The following is a 21042-nucleotide window of genomic DNA, read 5'->3' as shown; positions in this document are numbered from 1 at the left end:
ATGATAAGAACCTTTTTTCTAAGAACCTTAAATAAATATGCATCTAAGTGGCTCGTTTTATTCGTAGACTTATCCTTAGTTTTTATCTCTTTTTTTATCGCTTATTTTATACGTTTTAATGTAAGTTTTAATTTTAATGTTTCTAATTTATTAAATCAAATACCTTATGTTTTAGGTTTTGCGCTGATAAGTTTTTTAACAGTAGGTTCTTACAAAGGTATTATTAGACATACAGGTATTAGAGATGCTTTTAATGTTTTTATAGCAAGTTCTTTAGTTTGTCTGTTACTGCTTTTAGCCATTACTTTTAATGTCTTTTTTAAAGCAATCGATTCTTTTTACATTCCTAAATCTATAATAGTTATCCACTATTTAGTAACTACTTTAGTACTTATTTTAAGTAGGTTTATCTTTAAAGCTTTTTATGAAGTTTTGTCTACGGAGATAGAAACCATTCATAATGTTTTAATTTATGGAGCAGGAGACTCTGGTATTATTGCTTTAAATGCCTTAAATAGAGATAAAAAAAATAATTATGATGTTATTGGATTTATAGATGATAATAAAAATAAAATTGGAAAAAAAATTGATAGAGTAAAGATCTTCAATTCTAATGTGGTGACTAAAAAGTTTATAGAAAAAAATTCTGTAGATGAAGTTATTATTTCTATTCAGAATATTAAACCGAATCGATTATTGGCGATTACGGATAAATTTATAGGGTTAGATGTTGACGTAAAAATTGTACCACCATTATCTAAATGGATTGATGGAGATTTAAATGCAAACCAAATAAGACAGGTTAAGATTGAAGATTTATTGGATAGAGCACCTATTATTATAGACAATCCGATTGTACAAAGAGAGGTAAATAATAAAGTAGTGTTGGTTTCTGGTGCTGCAGGGTCTATAGGTAGTGAGATTTCTAGGCAGTTAAGTTTATACAACTGTAAATTAATTGTATTAATAGATCAGGCAGAATCTCCTTTATATGATTTACAACAAGAATTAATTCAGAAAGGAATCACCAATTTTGTAGCGATTGTGTCTGATGTGAGAGATCGATTTAAAGTAGAGCGCATCTTTAAGAAATACAAACCGCAAAGAGTCTTTCATGCGGCAGCATATAAACACGTGCCTTTAATGGAAAAGTCTCCTTATGAGGCAATTAAAGTAAATGTGTTAGGAACAAAAAACATTGCAGATTTATCTAATGAATATGGCATAGAACGGTTTGTGATGGTTTCTACTGATAAAGCTGTAAACCCAACAAATGTTATGGGAGCTTCTAAACGTATTGCAGAATTATATATTGGATGTGTAAGTAAAGCCTCTAAAAAAACAAAGTTTACAATTACACGATTTGGTAATGTTTTAGGATCTAATGGTTCTGTTATTCCGTTGTTTAAAAGACAAATTGAAAACGGAGGGCCTTTAACGGTTACACATAAGAAAATTACAAGATACTTTATGACCATTCCTGAAGCGTGTAGTTTAGTTTTAGAAGCAGGAACGATGGGTAAAGGAGGTGAAATATATATCTTTGACATGGGGAAATCTGTAAAGATTTTTGAAATAGCCAAAAGGATGATCTATTTATCTGGTTTACGATACCCAGAAGACATCGATATAAAAGTAACAGGATTAAGACCTGGAGAGAAATTATATGAAGAATTATTAGCTGATGGTGAAAATACTACAAAAACCTATCATGATAAAATTATGATAGCAAAGACTCAAAAAATTGATAATTCATTGTTTAAAGTAAAGATTGATGATTTATCTATGAACTTTAATAAGTTAGACAATAGTGATCTTGTAAAATTAATGAAAGAATTAGTGCCAGAATACGTTTCTAATAATTCTGAGTTTGAAATTTTAGATACAAGGCCAAAAGAAGTCAATATAAAATAGTATTTTTGCAAAAAAAAAGAAAATATGAATAGAATTTTAACTACGCTATTTTTACTAGTTCTTGTAATGTCCTCTTGTGTTTCTAACAAGAAAATAGCATATTTTCAATTTGATGAAATAGAACAAGCTAAGGTGAGTAATAAGTTTCAGACTGTTTTTAAACCTGATGATTTATTGCAAATAACAATATCTTCCGATAATATTGAAGCAACTTTACCATTTAATTTGCCGGCTGTAACCTTTGGTACTTCGGGTTCTGCAACAGGAACACCGAAACAACAGACGTATTTAATAGACAGTAAAGGTGAAATAGATTTCCCTATTTTAGGAAAACTAAAGTTAGGAGGATTGTCTAGAGAAACTGCTTTAGAATTATTAAAAGAAAAATTGTCTCCAGACTATATTACCAACCCTACTATTAATATAAGTATTGCCAATTTTAAAGTAACGGTGTATGGAGACGTTAAAAATCCAGGTACCTTTACGATCCCGAATGAAAGAGTGAGTATCTTGGATGCGATTGGTTTGGCTGGAGATTTGAATATTTCCGGTAAAAGAGATAATGTTTTGGTACTTAGAGAAGAGAATAATAAAAAGGTACAATACAGAGTGAATTTATTGTCTAATAAAACATTAACATCACCTGTGTTTTATTTACAACAAAATGATGTGGTATATGTTGAGCATAATAAAGCAAGGATTCAATCTGCTTCTTCCAACTCGAATACAACCTTAATTATATCCGTTACAAGTTTGATTATTACTTTAGTATCTATTTTAACAAGATAAAAAATGCAGACACAAAAAGAGAACACGAGTTTTAAAAGTAACGAAGAGGGGGAAACTTTAAATATTCGTGAGGAGTTGGAAAAGTACTTATTTCATTGGAAATGGTTTGTTCTTGGTGGAATTATTTCAATTATTGTTGCATTTGTTTATTTAAGATATAGTACACCGCAGTATACTGCTTCTACTTCCATATTGATCAAAGACAATCAAAAGTCAGGGATATCTGCAGAGTTAGAAGCTTTTAAAGACATGGGGATTGTTGGTGGAGGCTCAGCTAATAATACAGATAATGAAATTCAAATTTTAAAATCTCGTAAAATTATTGGAACGGTAGTAGATACATTAAACTTAACTACTCTTTATTTTCAAGAAGGTAGAGTAAAAAGAACAGAAGTTTATCAAAACAATGCTATTAGAGTAATATATAATACGGATAAAGAATCTATAATAAAACAGAGCAAAGACACCTCTTTTACTGTTAATATTGTTTCAGAAAATAAATTTGAATTAAAAGATGCAGAAGATAATTTTGTGTCAGCCCATAACTTTAATGAAACAATTTCTTCTGGGATTGGTGATTTTAAAGTGATACAAACAGAAAGTTTTAATTTTAAAGAAGAGCATAAAATTTATGTGACCATTTTAAAAAGAAGTAAAGTAATTGATGCCTATAAGGTGGCTGTCAATGTGAGTGCAGTAGATAAAAATTCTAGTGTTTTAAACTTGTCTCTTAAACATCCAATAAAAGAAAAAGCAGAAGATTTTTTAAATGAACTAGTTAAGCAATACAACTATGATGCGATTAAAGATAAAAGTGAAGTTTCTCAAAAAACAAAAACCTTTATAGATGAACGTTTGTTTGCCATTGGAAAAGATTTAAATGAGATTCAAGACCGCGTAAAGAATTTTAAAACAGATAATAATATTACTGGTCTTTCAGCTGAAGGAGAACTTGCTTTACAAACAGCTTCTTTAAATAATGAAAAATTAATTAATATTAAAACGCAGTTAAATATTGCTGAGGGTGTACTAAATAATTTAAAAAAACAAACCAATACGGATGAAACCTTACCTCAAAACTTGGGTTTTTCAGAAGGTTCAATCTCAGAGTCTATCAAAGCATATAATGAGTTAGTCGTTTTTAAGAATCGTTTAAGTGTAAATGCAGGTGATAAAAACCCACAAATTATACAATACCAGAAAGAAATTAACTCCTTAAAAAACAATTTAAGAAATAGTATTTCTAATTCAATTTCATCATTAAAAACACAGTATGCTCAAATTAGTAATGAGGCTAATAAAATAAACTCTAAAGTCTCTGCAATCCCTCTTTTAGAAAGAGGCTATATAAATATAGGAAGAGAACAAGAAATTATTTCTGGTTTGTATTCATATTTACTAAAGAAAAAGGAAGAAACGGCTATTTCTCTTGCAGTTACTGTTGCGAATGCTAAAATTATTGATGTTGCCTATAGTGATGGGATTCCGGTTTCTCCTAAAAGGAAAATTATATTTTTAGCAGCATTATTATTAGGTGTATTAGTGCCTTTTATTATAATTTACATTAAAAATTTATTAGATACTAAGATACATACAAGAAAAGATATAGAAGAGTTAACTACAATACCTTTTCTTGGAGATGTACCGCATTCTGAAACCAATGAGAAAATTGTGATTGGAAATGATGCAAGAACAAGTACAGCAGAAGCTTTTCGTTTGTTACGAACGAACTTAGATTTTATGTTGCCTACTAAAGAGAATGATTTAGGTAAAACCATTTTTATTACTTCTACCACAAGTGGTGAAGGAAAATCGTTTATTTCAATTAATCTTGCAGCTGCATTGTCTCTTTCTAATAAAAAAGTATTATTAATGGGGATGGACCTTAGGGCTCCTAAAGTAACAGAATATTTAGGGATACCAGAACGAAAAGGAATTACCAATTTTATTACAAATGAAAAGGTATCATTAGAAGATATTAAATTTTCAATTCCAGAAATTAAAGGATTAGATATTATTGCATCTGGTGTGATTCCGCCAAACCCTGCAGAGTTGTTATTACATGCTAAGGTAAAAGAATTGTTTGAAGAGGTTAAAAAAGACTATGATTATATTATTGTAGATACTGCTCCTGTAAATTTAGTAACAGATACCTTATTAGTTTCTAAGTATGCAGATATGTTTTTGTATGTTTCTAGAGCAAATTATTTAGACAAACGCATGTTAAATGTTGCCCAGACTTTATATAATGAAAAGAAATTAGTAAATATGGCAATCATTTTAAATGATACAGACATGACAAGAGGTTATGGTTATGGTTACGGATATGGCTATGGTAATGCGTACGTAGAAACAATTAAGAAACCATGGTATAAAAGAATATTAAGTTAATAAAGCTACCTAAGAAATGGTTAAACTTATTATGCTGAAGTTAAACTGGTCATGCTGAACTTGTTTCAGTATCTTAAGTCACCAAGATTTAATACTCGTAAGAAGCTAAATATAAATTAACAATAAAAAAGCATCCATTCGGATGCTTTTTTTATATGAATTTTTTATTATTATCTAAAAGATGTTTAATTTTTTCTAAATTCTTTTTGGTTCCAATCTTTTTTAAAACTTCTAAATGGTTTCTATGATGCGCATCGGTTCCTGCAAAATCATATAAATTTTCTTTTAAAATCTTTTCACAAATTTTTTGCACTCCTTTACCATATTGTTCGGTAAGGGATAATAAGTTTAACTGAAATAAACATCCTGCTTTTTTTAATTTATAATAATGGTTAAAGTCATTGTGAAGAAAACTATAGCGTTCTGGGTGTGCTAAAACAGGTTTGTACCCTTTAACTTGTATTTCAAAGAGAATTTCATAAAGATTAATGGGGGCACTGAAATAAGACATTTCTACCAGAACATAATTATCTTTTAAGGTAAGAATGTCCTTTTTTTCTAACAATTCAGAAAACTGCTCATCCATCATGTATTCGGCAGCTGCTTGTATAGAAATATCTGTAATATCTCTTTTTTGCAGCTCTTCTTGTACTTCCCTAAGTTTGTCTTTTATCGTATCAGTGGAGTTTTGATAAAGATCCCCCAACACATGAGGTGTCGTGATAAAGTTTTTAATACCGTAAGAACGCATCTTTGAGATTAATGCAATTGAGTTCTCTAAGTTTTTTGCACCATCATCTATTCCTGGTAGTAAATGAGAATGAATATCTATAAAACCTTTTGGGAAAAAATCGATTAAAGGAATTTCTTTCTTTTTAAAAAAGATCATATCATTATATTTATTACAAATTTACAATAATTTAAGATGCTTTATAAATCTTATTCCATTTCAATAAAAAATTTTTAATACGAAAACGATTGAATATTGATTTCCTATTGGATATCAATTTTACTTGTAATATCTTTGAGTAAAACAAAATAATTATGATTTTAATTGCAGATGGAGGTTCTACAAAAGCAGACTGGATTGCTATAAATAAAAATAAAGAAGAGGCTTTTAGAACAAGGACACTTGGTTTAAACCCTGCTATAGTTCCAGCAGAAGAGCTTTATAACAGAATCATTAACATGTTTCAATTAATTAATGTTAAAGACGATGTAGAAGAGATTCATTTTTATGGAGCGGGTTGTGGTACTCCAAAGCCTATTCAGATTTTAAAAACTATTTTAGAATCTATCTTTGTAAATGCAAAAATAGTTATTTCAGAAGATATGTTAGCAGCTGTGTATGCAGCTACCGGTAAAGATCCGGCATTAGTGTGTATTTTAGGTACGGGATCTAATAGCTGTTATTTTGATGGTAAAAACATGGAAATGTTAGTCCCTTCTTTAGGATATATTTTAATGGATGAAGCAAGTGGTAACTACTTTGGGAAAAAATTGATTATCGATTATTTCTATAACAATATGCCTACAGAGATTTCTGAGAAATTTAAAGAAGAGTTTGATCTTGATCCAGATTATATAAAGAAAAACTTATACAGAGAACCTAACCCCAACATGTATTTGGCTTCTTTTGCAAAGTTTATGTTCGATTTTAAAGAAGAAAAATATATTAAAAAAATTATTACCGAAGGTTTTCAAGAGTTTTTTAAATATAGAGTTTTACCGTACAACAAAACTGCAGAAACCCCCATTTACTTTATAGGTTCTATAGCACATTATTTTAGAGATATTTTAGAAGAAATGGCTGCTAAAAATAATCTAGTAATTACCGATGTGATACAAAGACCTATTGATAATTTATTGGAATATCATAGAAATAATATCAATTAATAATAATGTCCGATTAAATATATTTCTAGTTTGATAAAACTTTTTAAAATTAGTGATTTTACCTTTTTTTTAAAGAACACTTTTCTTTTTAGAAATATTTTTATTCAGATATGGCAGACATTTTATTTTAAATTATCACTATTTAGAATAAAGTTAGATTTTAGTCTTGATTCTTGTTTCCAAAAGCGAAGCGGTCTTATCTCTTTTTTGGGGACAATAATATTAACGAATACTATCCAATAGTCTTTCTAAACGCATTCCTCTTGAACCTTTAATCAGTATTGATTGATCTTTAAGAGGATTGTTTGTTAGATGGTTCAACAAGTCTTCAAACGTTTTAAATAAAGAGTTCTTTGTTTTAGTTTGATAAAAATTTTCTCCAACGAAAAAGCAATGGTCAAAGTGAAGATTTTCTACAAAGTCTGCAATATTTTGATGTTCTTCTAAGCTTGTTTTGCCTAACTCAAACATATCGCCTAAAATAACGGTTTTACTTTTAGCTTTAATTTCTTCAAAATTTTCTAAAGCAGCTTTCATACTCGTAGGGTTTGCATTATACGCATCTAAAATAATGGTATTCGCTGTTTTTTTAATGATTTGCGAACGATTATTTTCTGGAATATAGTTTTCTATGCCGGCTTTTATTTCTTTGTTAGAAACCTTAAAATGATGCCCAATGGTGCAAGCAACAGCGATGTTAGTGTAATTATATTTCCCAATAAGATTACTCTGTATAGTGCTGGTATTTAGAGCTAATTTTACAAACGGATTTACCTCCATAAATTGCAAGTTTTCTATAAACGGAATGGATTCTATAGTATTCGTTTTTTCAACTTGTAATGAATCTTGTGGATTTATAAAGGCCGATTTATGATGCTCTTTTAAATAGTTATATAATTCACTTTTTGCAGCTATAACACCTTCAATTCCTCCAAAACCTTCCAAATGTGCTTTACCAAAATTGGTGATGTAACCAAAATCTGGATTACAAATTGTACACAAAAAAGCAATCTCTTTTTTATGATTTGCACCCATTTCTACAATGCCTATTTCAGTATTAGGAGTCATAGAAAGTAGGGTAAGTGGCACGCCAATATGATTGTTTAAATTTCCTTTGGTTGCAGTTGTTTTATATTTTGTAGATAAAACAGCATTTATAAGTTCCTTTGTGGTGGTTTTACCGTTACTTCCCGTTAGACCAATAATAGGAATATTTAAAATCTTTCTATGGTATTTTGCTAATTCTTGTAGTGTTTCTAAAACATCATCAACCAAAATAATATGAGAGTTGTTGTTCTTGTATTTTTCTTCATCTACAATGGCATAAGATGCACCTTGCTTTAGTGCTTCTGCAGCAAATGCATTTCCATTAAAATTATCGCCTTTTAGGGCGAAGAAAATAGTGTTTTTTCTAATAGTTCTCGTGTCTGTATCTACAAGAAAATGTTTGGTATATAATTGGTAAATGTCTTCGAATTTCATTTTTTATAAATAAAAAAACCTCACTGTAATACATACAGTGAGGTTGTGTTCTTTAATAAATAGTGTATTATCTCGCTGAGTTTCTTGCTTTCTTATTCTTAGATGAAGACATAGGACCTACTTTGTCTGTAACACATCTAAAACCAATAAAGTTTGTTGCCATATATTCTGGCAAGTATCTTCTTTGAGCTGGATCTAACCAATATTCTCTATCAGACCAAGCACCACCTTTGTATACTCTTGTTCTGTTACTAATTAAAGTAGTTCTTTTTTGATCGTCATTTACTGAAATCTCTCTACCCGTTTCTGGATCTATTTCCTTCGTTGGGTTTTTAGGAGAGTTGTACATACTTGGTTTAGAACCAAACTGGTCTTGTTCATCTTCGTAGAACCTAGAAGAGTTTAAGTCGCCATCACCTATATCTGTATTGTCTGAAACAGAAAAGTTTCTTCTTAAGGTAGCATCGTTTTTCGTAATTGGAATGTACTTAATAGTTCCTGGTAATTGTTTTGGAGTGATAATACCGTTTGGCAAAGTGTCATATTCTACTTCTGCGTTACTATTGCTATTCACAATAACAACTTTACCATCTTTATCAATCATCTTTTTGGTGAAAATATTACCTCTAAAATAATTAAAATCATTTGCTTCACTGTCTATAATAGGTCTGTAAACATCAGCTACCCATTCTGCAACGTTTCCAGACATATCATACAATCCGAATGCATTTGGTGGATATGATTTTACTTTAATAGGAATGTCTGATCCATCTGAACTCCAACCAGACAAACCACTATAGTTACCTTTTCCTTGTTTAAAGTTAGCCATTTGGTCTCCTCTATGTCTTTTGCTTGTTTCTCTAGAATATTTACCATCCCAAGCATATTTTTTTCTACCTCTAATATTGTTATATTCTCTATTTTCAATATTGGCTTTAGCAGCAAATTCCCATTCTGCTTCTGTAGGCAATCTGTATTTCTGACTTAAAACACCATCTGCTTGTGTAATTTTTCTACCCTGAAAAGCATCTCTACCTCCTTTAGCAGAACCACCAGTTCTAATACCTCTTCTGTAGATGGTAGAATCTCCATCAAAAAGATTATCAGAATCAGCTAAGAAAACATCAGTATCAAAAAAGTTTCTAATACTATCGTTTTCAAAAATATTTTTAACATATCCTTTATCTATTAACTTTTTTAAATTAACAGCATTGGTACGCCATTTACAGTATTGGTTAGCTTGTAACCAACTAACACCAACTACCGGATAATCTGAATATGCTGGGTGTCTTAAGTAATTTTCAGATAAAATATCTGTATTACCTAAACTCTTTCTCCAAACTAAAGTATCTGGTAAAACAGAGTTATAAATATGTTTGTATTTTTCTTCTGAAGGAGGAAAAACATCTTTTGTATTCTGTACATATAAAAAGTACTCAGAATTGGTAACTTCGGTCTCATCCATATAAAAAGAACGGATGTGCATTTTTTTAGGAGTTGTATTCCAATCAAACATAACGTCATCTTGTACTTGCCCCATTGTAAATGAACCACCTTCAATGGCAACCATTCCTAAAGGAATTTCTTGTCCGGCAGTTTCATTTCCTCTTATATAGTTACCATACTTAGCATTGTTAAAAGGCAATCCTGTAAGTGTCGATTTTCCTGAAGTTGATTTACTGCAACTAGCCAAGGTTAAGGCTGATAGTACAACTAAAGATATTTTTAATACGTTTCTCATTTCCTAATTAAAAATTAGTTTAAGGTTTTTATTATAGCGATGCAATTTACAATAATTCTACATTCATACAAGTAAAAGAGAAAATTTAACGCTGCATTTTTCTTCCTACAATTAATTAAACGATTGCTTTTTAAATTTAGTATAATTTATCTTTGTAAGACTTAAAATATCTATAAATTATTTGCGTTATTTGAATACTATTATGAGAAAACAATATTTACCCCTTTTTTTTATTTTTTTAGTGCAAGTAATTTCTGCTCAGACCACTAATTCTGTGCTTTCTACAGGAGATTGGTTTCAGTTTTCTGTGGATACTACCGGTGTTTTTAAAATAGATAGAAGCTTATTACAACAAATAGGAATCTCTACAAACGGTTTAAACCCTAAGAAAATAAGCATTTATGGAAATGGTGGCGCCATGTTACCGGTTTTAAATTCTGATGTTAGATTTACAGATTTACAAGAAAATGCCATATACATAGAAGGGGAAGATGATGGTTCTTTTGATGCGAACGATTTTATCCTTTTTTATGCGCAAGGACCACATGATTGGGATGTAAATGCGGCAAGTAGTTCTGCAACACATAGGCAAAATATTTATTCGGATGTTGCATATTACTTTATTACTGTGTCTAACAATGATGGAAAACGGATTCAAGAAAAGACACCAATAACAACCACTGCTAGCAAACAAATTACCTTTTTTGATGATTATACTTTTTATGAAAAGGAAGAAAGAAACTTAATTGCTGCAGGTACTCAATGGTTTTTTAATACCGATTTTAATATAGAAAATACACAGAATTTTAAAATACCATTTAATAATGCGGTTGCTGGAGCGCCTATTTCTGTTGGGGTTAGAGCTGTTTCTACGTCTATCTCTCCTTCTTCTATGGCAGTGAAAGTGAATGGAGAAGACCTTTATAATCTTAATTTTTCATCTGCAAATACTACAGATAAAGCAAAAACTTCTCAAAGAACAGTGAGTATTGTAAACTCAGCAGATGTTTTAGATGTTTCTATTACTTATAATAATAACGGAAACCCATCTGCTACAGCATTTTTAGATTATATTGAAATTGTAGGTAAAAAAGAATTAATTGCAGCGTCAAATCAATTTTCTTTTAGAAGTTTTGAGCAAGCAAATTCCACAGGTACTGTAGCGTACCGAATTGAGAATAATTCAGCTATTTTTCAAGTTTGGGATGTGTCAGATCATGTGGCGCCTAAAACAGTTCAAAATAATAGTACAGACAATAATTTTACTTTTATTGCTAATGGAGGTACGTTAGAGGAATATATAGTTTTGAATGACAATGATTATTACACGCCAAAAGCACTACAAAACAGACGCGTTGCAAACCAAAATCTACATGCTTTAAAAGACCTTAATTATGTTGTAATTACAAATAAGGCACTTTCTAGTGAAGCCCAAAGATTGGCAGATTACCATCAAGAAAATTCTGGACTCACTACCAAAGTAATTATTTTAGAAGACATCTATAATGAGTTCTCTTCTGGATCAAAAGATATTACCGGAATTAGAGATTTTCTAAGACATCTTTATTTGACAAATTCATCCGAAGAAACTAAACTAAAGTATGTGTGCTTTTTTGGAGATGCTTCTTATGATTATAAAGATAGAATTACAGGAAATAATAATATTGTACCTGTAAAATTGTCTTTCGACAGTTTTAATTTAGCGACTTCTTGGGTTACAGATGACTTTTATGTAATGTTAGGTAATTCTGATGGAGGCATGAATACTAGTGATCAAATAGATGTTGCTTCTAGTAGAATCCCGGTCTCTAGTTTAACGCAAGCCAAAGATGTGGTAAATAAAATTTTGTCATATTATGATAAAAGCTCTTTAGGAGACTGGCGAAATACAATAACCATGTTGGCAGACGATATAGATGAAAGTGGAGAGGAAGTTTTACAACAAGGAGTAGAGTCTATTGCTGATGAAATTAAAGTTAATAAACCAATTTTTAATATTAGTAAAATCTATTTAAATAACTATGTACAAGAAAATTCTTCTGGAGGTGAACGTTATCCAGAAGTTAATGGAGCTATAATCAATGCTATAGAAAAAGGAACCTTAATATTTGATTATTTTGGGCATGGAGGTGAAGATGGGTTTGCGTCAGAAAAAATATTGACAAAAGCTGAAGTTCAGGATTTTAATAATCCCAATACTTTGCCACTTTTGATAACGGTTACTTGCGATTTTTCTAGATTTGATAATCCAAATAGAATTACCGCAGGAGAACTTACTTTATTAAATACAAATGGAGGAGCTGCAAGTATGATTACCACTACAAGAGAGGTTTATATATCAACAGGGCAAAAGTTTAATGAAGAATTAATTCGGGTTTTACTTGAGTTTAAGGATGAAGACTTATCAATTTCACAATCTTTAATGGAAACAAAGAATAGTTTTTCTAGCTCTAGCGCTCAAAAATTCTTTATTTTCCATTTTGGAGATCCAGCCATGAAATTAGCAATACCCAAGCCTAATGTACGTGTTACTCAAATGAAAATAAATGACACTATAGTTAGTAGTACCGATGATTGGCTTTTAAAAGGTTTGACTAAAGTTAGTTTTAAAGGTGAAGTTTTAAATGATGCTAACGTGTTGTTCTCTGGTTTTAACGGAACCTTATCTACCACAGTTTTTGATAAAATAATTGATAAAACTACTTTAGATAATGATAATTTTGGAATAACAATGACTTTTGATACTCAAGATAGTAAAATATTTAGAGGAAAATCTACAGTAACCAATGGTGAGTTTGAGTTTGGTTTTATTGTACCAAAAGACATAAAATTTGCAGAAGGAAAAGGGAAATTAAGTTTTTATGCAAGTGATTCTATTCATAATATTGATAGAGCTGGTTATAATATAGATATTATTGTTGGTGGAATTGATGAAAATGCTGCAGATGATACGGTTGGACCAGAAATAAAACTCTATATGAATGATGAGTCTTTTATTGATGGAGGAAACACAAATGCATCACCAAATTTAATAGCTGTTTTATCTGATTTAAGCGGAATTAATACTTCTATTACTGCGGTAGATCATGATATTATAGGGGTTCTAGATGGCGATAATACCAACCCAATTATATTAAATGACTTTTATGAAACAGAATTAAACGATTTTACAAAAGGAAAAGTTACTTATAAATTAAGAGATTTAGAAGTTGGCCCACATACTTTAAAAATAAAAGCTTGGGATACGTATAATAATTCATCTGAATTAACGTTGAACTTTGTGGTAGTTAGTGATGCTGTATTAAATTTAGAAAATGTTTTAAACTATCCGAACCCTTTTGTAAATTATACAGAGTTTTGGTTTAACCATAACAAACCAAACGAGAATTTAGAGGTACAGGTGCAAATTTTTACGGTTTCTGGTAAATTAGTAAAAACCATCAATCAAAATATACCCAATGCAGAAACTCTGGTAAGAAGTATATCTTGGAATGGCTTAGACGATTTTGGTAACAAAATAGGAAAAGGAGTGTATGTTTATAAATTAAGAGTAAAAGCAACAGCAAGCGGTCTTGTTTCAGAGAAGTATGAAAAATTAGTAATACTTCAATAAAAATTAGATATTTGTCAAATTAAAATAAGAATAAAAACTCAAATGAAGAAATTAGGAATCTATTTTATACTATGCGTATTTGCAAGTGTTAAAGTGTCTGCACAATCAACAATTAATACAGACGATATTGGAGGAATTACTACTGCAATGCCATTTCTTTTAATAGTGCCAGATGCAAGAGCAGCAGGTATGGGAGATGCTGGTGTAGCCACTTCTGCAGATGCATTTTCTCTTTTTCATAATGCTGCAAAAATGGCATTTAGTAATAGACAAATTAAGGCTGCTATAACGTACTCACCATGGCTACGTCAATTAACAGACGATATTTTTACAGGAAGTGCTTCTTATATGAATCGTTTTAGTGATAGAGCAGCATGGGGAGCAGATTTAAAATATTTTTCTTTAGGGCAAATAGATTTAACAAATAATGATGGTAGTGATAATGGAACAATAAACCCAAATGAATTAGCCTTAACAGGGGCGTATTCTTTAAAATTAAGCGAAACGTTTTCTATGGGAGTTGGTTTAAAATATGTGAGATCTAACTTAACTTTTAATGGTACAAATAGTACTTTACAACCAATTAATTCTTTTGCTGTAGATGTTTCTGGATATTATCAATCGTTCGAAGAAAACTACGGTAACTTTAATGGACGTTACAGATTAGGGTTCAATATTGCTAATATTGGTCCAAAGGTTTCTTATGCTCCAGGTACGGGTGAAGAAGACTTTATACCAACAAATTTAAAATTAGGTGGTGGTTTCGATTTTATTTTAGACGATTACAATACCATTTCTACCACAGTAGAATTTACAAAATTATTAGTACCAACTCCACCAATTAGAGATACGGACGGTAATATTACTGATGGTAAAGATGACAACGTTGGTTGGGTAAGTGGTATTTTTCAATCTTTTGGAGATGCTCCAGGAGGATTTAGTAGTGAAATTAAAGAATTTACCTATGCGTTAGGAGCAGAGTATTTATACAACAATGCTTTTGCTTTAAGAGGTGGTTATTTTCATGAAAGTGATACAATTGGAGGAAGACAATATTTTACGCTAGGTGGTGGTTTTAAAACCAATGCTTTAAATATAGATTTGTCATATTTAATGAATTCTTCAGATGTAAGTAATCCATTAGAAAACTCTTTACGTTTTTCATTATCATTTGATTTAGGAGAAGTTTTTGATGATTATTAAAAGTCATTTATTTTTAGTAATTTTATAACAATATTTAAAAGCAGTCAAATAAGGCTGCTTTTTTTGACGAACAGATTTTTATGAAAAAAATTGAAGTTTCAACATCCGCAACAATCTATAAAGATATTTTAGAACTTTCTGTAGAAGACCAAAATTTAATGCAAAAAGCAATAGAAGCTAGAAAAAAAGCCTATGCTCCGTATTCTAAGTTTCATGTAGGTGCTGCCTTGTTGTTAGATAATGGAGAAATAGTTTTAGGAAACAACCAAGAAAGTGCTGCATACCCTTCTGGTATGTGTGCAGAAAGAGTTGCTATTTGGAAAGCGGGTTCTACATATCCAGACATGAAAATTATAAAACTAGCAATTACAGCAAGTTCTACAATAACCAACGTAAACAAACCAATTGGGCCTTGTGGTGCCTGTAGGCAAACTTTGTCTGAATACGAAATCAATCAAAAATCACCATTTCAAGTCCTTTTTATGGGAGAAGTAGGTGAGGTGGTTGTTACAGAATCGCTACTTTCATTATTGCCTTTTTCTTTTGATAGCAAGTATTTATAATCTTTTTATAACAACTGTCATTGCGAAGTTTACTTTTTTGTAAACTGTGGCAATCTCATAATTAAGAAGATATTACTTCGATCCTCGTAATAATGTCTGCTTAAAAAAGTAAAAAGGATGTCATTTTAATCTCTAACGCAAGCAAACAGCAACCTTGTAAACACATGTACTATTTAAAGAATCTTTTAGGTGTTCTAAAAATTAAAATATGAAAACAGATATTTCTTCAAGAGAGGATATAAAATTTATCATCACAAAATTTTACGACTTATTATTATCAGATAAAAAAATGATTCCTTTTTTTGAAGATATTGTAGCGGAAAACCATTTAGAAGAACATTTAGAGGTTATTTCAGACTTTTGGAACGACATTCTTTTTGATACAAATACGTATGCTAATAATGTGATGAAAAAACATGTAGATAAAAACGTTTTTGTAGCTTTTAAGAAAGAACATTTTACCATCTGGATGTCGTATTTTTATAAAACTATTGATGACAATTTTGATGGTGAAAAGGCACATAATATGAAGAACAGAGCAAGGTCTATTGCTACTGTAATGGAGTTAAAACTGGACGTGTATAAATAATATAAACGTAAATTTTCTCTTTTTATATATTCCCTTAAAAAGTAGTTTTGAATATCATTTTTTATACGGTTTTTTAATTCTATGTATAGTGAAATTCGTACTTTAGAGGGCTAATATTTTTTAAGTAAAATAATATTTAATATCAATTATGATTTCATCAAAAATAACAGGAACAGGTACTTTTATTCCTTCTATAACTAAAGAAAACAAAGATTTTTTAAACGAACATTTCTTAAATGAAGATGGTTCGCCTTTTAATTCTGATAACGATGTAATTATAGAAAAGTTTAAAGCGATTACTGGTATTGAAGAAAGAAGATATGCTAAAGCAGCATACACTTCTTCGGACTTGGCTTTCTTTGCGGCTCAAAAAGCTATAGAAGATGCTAATATAGATAAAGAAGAGTTAGATTATATAATTATAGCTCATAATTTTGGAGATGTAAAAGCAGGTGGAAGTCAGAGTGATTTATTACCAAGTTTATCTACCAGAGTAAAACATAAATTGGGTATAGAAAACCCTAATTGTGTTGCTTATGATATTCTTTTTGGTTGCCCAGGTTGGATAGAAGCAACCATACAAGCACATGCATTTATAAAGGCTGGTATGGCTAAAAAATGTTTGGTAATTGGTGCCGAAACATTATCTAGAGTAGTAGATAAATACGATCGAGATTCTATGATTTTTAGTGATGGAGCCGGAGCTTGTATTTTAGAAGCTACGGAAGAAACTGGAACCGGTATTTTAAGCCATGCAACTCAAACTTTTTCAAAAGACGAAGCTTATTATTTATATTATGGAAGCTCTTTTAATAAAGAAGTAGACCAAGATGTACAATATATAAAAATGTTAGGAAGAAAAATTTATGAATTTGCTTTGGTTCATGTTCCTGCAGCTATGAAATTTGCTTTAGATAAAAGTGGTGTTGAAATAGATGACGTTAAAAAGATATTTATTCATCAAGCTAACGAAAAAATGGATGAAGCAATTATGAAACGTTTCTTTAGATTATTTAAAAAGAAAGTTCCAGAAGGGGTTATGCCTTTAAGTATTACTAAATTAGGGAATAGCTCTGTTGCAACTGTGCCTACACTTTTAGATTTAGTTCTAAAAGGTAAAATAGAAAATCAGGAAGTAAATAAAGGAGATGTAGTTATTTTTGCCTCTGTTGGTGCTGGAATGAATATAAATGCAATTGTATATAAGTTTTAAAAGATAAAGCTATTAATCGATACTTTGTTTTTATAATAGAAAATAAATAGTGTAAAGTATTTATAAAAAAACTCAAGAAGATAATTTTCTTGAGTTTTTTTAGGTTTTATATTTTAGGATATAGTAAGATGTAATTGTAATTATTTTTTCTTTATAATCTTTACTAAAATTCTTTGCGTCCTTTGCGTTTAATTTCAATTCAAAATATTATTTTTGCGCATGCAACAACACAACGTACTTATTTTAGATTTCGGATCGCAATACACACAGCTAATTGCGAGAAGAGTAAGAGAATTAAACATTTATTGTGAAATTCATCCTTATAACCATCCACCAAAAAATCAATCAGAGTTTAAAGCAGTTATCTTGTCAGGTAGCCCAAACTCTGTAAGAGGAGAAAATGTTTTACACCCAGATTTATCAGAAATTAGAGGAAAAAAACCTGTTTTAGCAGTTTGTTATGGCGCGCAATATTTAGCGCATTTTGCAGGCGGACAAGTAGCTCCTTCTAATACAAGAGAATATGGTAGAGCAAATTTATCATACATAAAAAGTGGTGAAACTTTCTTTGAAAATATTTCAGAAGGAAGTCAGGTTTGGATGAGTCATTCAGATACCATAAAAGAATTACCAACCAACGGAGAGTTATTGGCGAGTACTAAAGACGTTAAAAATGCGGCTTATAAAATTAATGGTGAAGAAACTTTTGCTATTCAATTTCACCCAGAAGTATATCATTCTAAAGATGGTAAACAATTATTAGAAAACTTTTTAGTTAAAATAGCAGGTGTTGCACAAACATGGACGCCAGATTCTTTTGTAGAAAGCACAGTAGCAGCAATTAGAGAAAAAGTAGGTAACGATAAAGTTGTTTTAGGACTTTCTGGAGGAGTAGACTCTACCGTTGCAGCCGTTTTATTAAACAAAGCAATAGGCGAAAACTTATACTGTATTTTTGTTAATAATGGTCTTTTACGTAAAAATGAGTTCGAAAGTGTACTTACGCAATACGAAGGGATGGGATTAAACGTTAAAGGTGTAGATGCATCGGCACGTTTTTTGAAAGCCTTAGAAGGAATTTCAGATCCAGAGAAGAAAAGAAAAGCAATCGGAAACTCTTTTATAGAAGTTTTTGATGATGAAGCACATAAAATTACAGACGTAACTTGGTTAGCACAAGGAACAATTTATCCAGATGTAATAGAGTCTGTTTCTGTAAACGGAGGACCATCTGCAACCATTAAAAGTCATCATAATGTGGGAGGTTTACCAGATTATATGAAATTAAAAATTGTAGAACCTTTACGTATGATTTTTAAAGACGAAGTAAGAAGAGTAGGTGCTTCTATGGGGATTGATCCAGAATTATTAGGTCGTCATCCATTTCCTGGACCAGGTTTAGGAATTCGTATTTTAGGAGATATTACTGCAGAAAAAGTTAGAATTTTACAAGAAGTTGATGCTGTTTTTATAAACGGATTAAAAGAAGACGGTTTGTATGATAAAGTTTGGCAAGCAGGCGCAATGTTACTTCCAGTAAACTCTGTAGGTGTAATGGGAGATGAAAGAACATACGAAAAAGTAGTTGCTTTAAGAGCCGTAGAAAGTACAGATGGAATGACGGCCGATTGGGTAAATTTACCTTATGAATTTTTGCAAAAAACATCTAATAAAATAATAAATCAAGTAAAAGGTGTAAATAGAGTTGTGTATGATATTAGCTCAAAACCACCTGCAACTATAGAATGGGAATAATGTATATGAAACATGTAAAGTTTTTTGTATTTCTGTGTATTTTAACGTTTACCGTTTCTTGCGGTCAACAAAATAAATACGTACAGTATAAAGTAAAAAAGGGAGAAACAATTAGTGGTATTGCTCGTAGATTAGATATGAATACCAAAGATTTACTTCGCCTTAACCCAGATGTGGGTAGTAATCTAAAAGTGAATTCTGTAATTGTAATTCCTAATAAAAAAATTAAAGCAACAACTTCTACCCAAGATAAAACGGTAGAAGATGTTGCAATGGATGCTAAAGATAAAGAAGCTGCTTTAAAAGAAAAAAAGAATGAGCTTATAGCCGAACTTAAAACAAATTTTGTTGTTTATGAGGTGAAAAAAGGAGATACTTTTTATAGTTTAACTCGTTTTTATAATGTTACTGAAGAAGCGTTAACAACGCTTAATCCTGTTTTATCAGAAGGACTAAAAGTGGGGCAGATTATAAAAATAAAAGCCATAGAAGAAGGAGAAATCGTTATCGAAAATAATATCTATGAAGATGTAATTGATCGTAAAATTCATTTAAAAGCTGCGTTATTACTCCCTTTTAGAACAGATGAATTTGAATCTTTTACAGCAAAAGATATTTTTCAGAAAAGCAAATTGGCAGATATGGTTACAGACTTTTATTTAGGTGCACAAATTGCGATAGATTCTTTAAGAGGTCAAGGAGTTAATGTAGAATTAAATGTCTTTGATACCGGGAAAAATAGTACAAAAATTAAAGCTATTTTGTCTGATAATAACCTTAATAAGAACGATGTTGTAATTGGTCCTTTGTATTCTGAGGAAGCAGAGTTGGTTGCGAATAAGTTAAATGTACCTGTTGTTTTTCCTTTTTATTCTACAAAGCAATCTCAATTTACAGCTTCAAAACTGATTAAAACATCACCAGAGAAAAAAGTTTTTAGAGATGAATTAACTACGTATATAAAAGATAATTTTACAAAAGGAAATTTAATTTTGGTTGGAGACGGAGAATATGAATCTAATATTTCTAATGCAGCCATAAAACAGTCCTTACAATCTCATGATTCTATTGCGGTTGTTCATGTTATAAAACCTTCTAAGGGATATATTGCTAAAAATCGTTTTTTAGAAGTCTTAAAACCAAATCAAAATAATTGGGTTGTTTTAACTTCTAGCAACACTATTTTAGTGGCAGGTGCTATAAATAGTCTAATTAGCTTACCAGATAATACAAATGTTCAGTTATTTACCTATAATAAAGGGGATGCTTTTGATAAAATTGAAAATTTAAAATTGGCAAAAGTTAATTTAACGTATGTAAGCGATGAGTATGTAAATGAAGCTTCAGTTTCAACACAACAATTTAACAGTCAATATTTTCGTAAAAACAATGCGTTGCCTTCATTTTCGGCAACCAAAGGATTTGATATAACGTACGATGTTTTAATTAGATTGGCTTCTGGAGATGATTTAAAAGACACATTTAAAGAAGGTGCCTCTTTTAGAATAGAAACTAAATTTGATTATTCAGGAAAATCAGGAGGTATCTCAGAAAACAAAGGATTATTTATTGTAAAATATAATAAAGACTTAAGTTTAACAAGGTTAAAGTAGTTAAGGTTTAGCTTGTAGTAGCAGTGTTATTTTACTGTTTTTTAGAAGCTATTTCCTGCTTTTACTACTCACTTTTTTTATCCTAAAAAGGAATAAAAAGAGCTCAAACAAATAGCTTGTCTTGAGATTGACGAAAGGTTCAATCAGGGCTAAACAATCTTATTAGCTTTCTGTTTAAATAAGCTCTTGGAAGTTTTTATAAGAAAGTAAGAAGTACATATAAGTCAAAAAAAATCCGCTAAACAGCGGGTTTTTTTTATCACTAAAATGTAAGTGTTAG

Annotated in this window: 14 protein-coding genes; 11 read left to right on the top strand and 3 right to left on the bottom strand. The window is 30.5% G+C overall.

Features of this window, described 5'->3' with window-relative positions:
* From KV700_RS07350 to KV700_RS07340, 3 genes are read left to right on the top strand one after another with little or no spacing between them, the layout of a single operon-like run.
* Positions 1–1914 carry a nucleoside-diphosphate sugar epimerase/dehydratase gene (locus KV700_RS07350; RefSeq protein ID WP_218599652.1) on the top strand — a complete coding sequence of 638 codons (1914 nt, stop codon included), beginning with the start codon at positions 1–3 and terminating at the stop codon, positions 1912–1914.
* 24 nt (positions 1915–1938) lie between these two features.
* Positions 1939–2703, top strand: a complete 765-nt coding sequence (locus tag KV700_RS07345; RefSeq protein WP_218599651.1) for a polysaccharide biosynthesis/export family protein — start codon at positions 1939–1941, stop codon at positions 2701–2703.
* 3 nt (positions 2704–2706) lie between these two features.
* Positions 2707–5094: a polysaccharide biosynthesis tyrosine autokinase gene (locus KV700_RS07340; RefSeq protein ID WP_218599650.1), complete on the top strand. Its 2388-nt coding sequence runs from the start codon at positions 2707–2709 to the stop codon at positions 5092–5094.
* Positions 5095–5245: 151 nt separating this feature from the next.
* Here KV700_RS07340 and KV700_RS07335 read toward each other — a convergent pair whose 3' ends face one another.
* Entirely contained in the window at positions 5246–5983 is a 738-nt protein-coding gene (locus KV700_RS07335) for a tyrosine-protein phosphatase (RefSeq protein ID WP_218599649.1), read from the bottom strand.
* 155 nt (positions 5984–6138) lie between these two features.
* On the opposite strand from KV700_RS07335, the gene KV700_RS07330 reads away from it, so the two are divergent.
* Positions 6139–6990, top strand: a complete 852-nt coding sequence (locus tag KV700_RS07330) for an N-acetylglucosamine kinase (RefSeq protein ID WP_166385434.1) — start codon at positions 6139–6141, stop codon at positions 6988–6990.
* 222 nt (positions 6991–7212) lie between these two features.
* Here the strand turns inward: KV700_RS07330 and murF are convergent, their stop codons facing one another.
* Both murF and gldJ read right to left on the bottom strand, forming a co-directional pair.
* Entirely contained in the window at positions 7213–8472 is a 1260-nt protein-coding gene (gene murF / locus KV700_RS07325) for a UDP-N-acetylmuramoyl-tripeptide--D-alanyl-D-alanine ligase (RefSeq protein WP_218599648.1), read from the bottom strand.
* A gap of 67 nt (positions 8473–8539) precedes the next feature.
* A complete protein-coding gene (gldJ, locus tag KV700_RS07320) occupies positions 8540–10213 on the bottom strand; it encodes a gliding motility lipoprotein GldJ (RefSeq protein ID WP_218599647.1) in 1674 nt (557 codons plus the stop codon).
* Positions 10214–10415: 202 nt separating this feature from the next.
* On the opposite strand from gldJ, the gene porU reads away from it, so the two are divergent.
* The 7 genes from porU (at position 10416) to KV700_RS07285 (ending at position 20762) form a co-directional block, all read left to right on the top strand.
* On the top strand, positions 10416–13826 hold the full coding sequence (porU, locus tag KV700_RS07315; protein ID WP_218599646.1) for a type IX secretion system sortase PorU: 3411 nt from the start codon (positions 10416–10418) through the stop codon (positions 13824–13826).
* A 42-nt stretch (positions 13827–13868) separates the two neighbouring features.
* Entirely contained in the window at positions 13869–15029 is a 1161-nt protein-coding gene (gene porV / locus KV700_RS07310) for a type IX secretion system outer membrane channel protein PorV (protein ID WP_218599645.1), read from the top strand.
* Positions 15030–15109: 80 nt separating this feature from the next.
* The gene (cdd, locus tag KV700_RS07305; RefSeq protein WP_166385424.1) at positions 15110–15592 is read left to right on the top strand and encodes a cytidine deaminase; all 483 of its coding nucleotides are present in this window, start codon (positions 15110–15112) and stop codon (positions 15590–15592) included.
* A gap of 208 nt (positions 15593–15800) precedes the next feature.
* Complete coding sequence (locus KV700_RS07300; RefSeq protein ID WP_166385422.1) at positions 15801–16181, top strand: group III truncated hemoglobin; 381 nt, start codon at positions 15801–15803, stop codon at positions 16179–16181.
* Positions 16182–16329: 148 nt separating this feature from the next.
* Positions 16330–17394 (top strand): 3-oxoacyl-ACP synthase III family protein, encoded by a 1065-nt coding sequence (locus KV700_RS07295; RefSeq protein WP_166385421.1) that lies wholly within the window; start codon positions 16330–16332, stop codon positions 17392–17394.
* Positions 17395–17613: 219 nt separating this feature from the next.
* Complete coding sequence (guaA, locus tag KV700_RS07290) at positions 17614–19149, top strand: glutamine-hydrolyzing GMP synthase (RefSeq protein WP_166385419.1); 1536 nt, start codon at positions 17614–17616, stop codon at positions 19147–19149.
* Complete coding sequence (locus tag KV700_RS07285; protein ID WP_218599644.1) at positions 19140–20762, top strand: LysM peptidoglycan-binding domain-containing protein; 1623 nt, start codon at positions 19140–19142, stop codon at positions 20760–20762. The genes guaA and KV700_RS07285 overlap by 10 nt, the downstream gene beginning before the upstream one ends.
* Positions 20763–21042: the final 280 nt, after the last annotated feature.

The organism is Polaribacter sp. NJDZ03 (assembly GCF_019263805.1).
In the GTDB taxonomy this organism is placed as follows: Bacteria; Bacteroidota; Bacteroidia; order Flavobacteriales; family Flavobacteriaceae; genus Polaribacter.
Note: the sequence above shows the minus strand (reverse complement) of the source record. Positions and strands in the feature narration are given on the sequence as shown.

Coding starts and splice junctions, on each gene's coding strand:
- KV700_RS07340 (WP_218599650.1), top strand. CDS start 2,707: ATGCAGACACAAAAAGAGAACACGAGTTTTAAAAGTAACGAAGAGGGG.
- porV (WP_218599645.1), top strand. CDS start 13,869: ATGAAGAAATTAGGAATCTATTTTATACTATGCGTATTTGCAAGTGTT.
- murF (WP_218599648.1), bottom strand. CDS start 8,472: ATGAAATTCGAAGACATTTACCAATTATATACCAAACATTTTCTTGTA.
- KV700_RS07335 (WP_218599649.1), bottom strand. CDS start 5,983: ATGATCTTTTTTAAAAAGAAAGAAATTCCTTTAATCGATTTTTTCCCA.
- guaA (WP_166385419.1), top strand. CDS start 17,614: ATGCAACAACACAACGTACTTATTTTAGATTTCGGATCGCAATACACA.
- gldJ (WP_218599647.1), bottom strand. CDS start 10,213: ATGAGAAACGTATTAAAAATATCTTTAGTTGTACTATCAGCCTTAACC.
- KV700_RS07345 (WP_218599651.1), top strand. CDS start 1,939: ATGAATAGAATTTTAACTACGCTATTTTTACTAGTTCTTGTAATGTCC.
- KV700_RS07330 (WP_166385434.1), top strand. CDS start 6,139: ATGATTTTAATTGCAGATGGAGGTTCTACAAAAGCAGACTGGATTGCT.
- porU (WP_218599646.1), top strand. CDS start 10,416: ATGAGAAAACAATATTTACCCCTTTTTTTTATTTTTTTAGTGCAAGTA.
- KV700_RS07300 (WP_166385422.1), top strand. CDS start 15,801: ATGAAAACAGATATTTCTTCAAGAGAGGATATAAAATTTATCATCACA.
- KV700_RS07295 (WP_166385421.1), top strand. CDS start 16,330: ATGATTTCATCAAAAATAACAGGAACAGGTACTTTTATTCCTTCTATA.
- KV700_RS07285 (WP_218599644.1), top strand. CDS start 19,140: ATGGGAATAATGTATATGAAACATGTAAAGTTTTTTGTATTTCTGTGT.
- cdd (WP_166385424.1), top strand. CDS start 15,110: ATGAAAAAAATTGAAGTTTCAACATCCGCAACAATCTATAAAGATATT.
- KV700_RS07350 (WP_218599652.1), top strand. CDS start 1: ATGATAAGAACCTTTTTTCTAAGAACCTTAAATAAATATGCATCTAAG.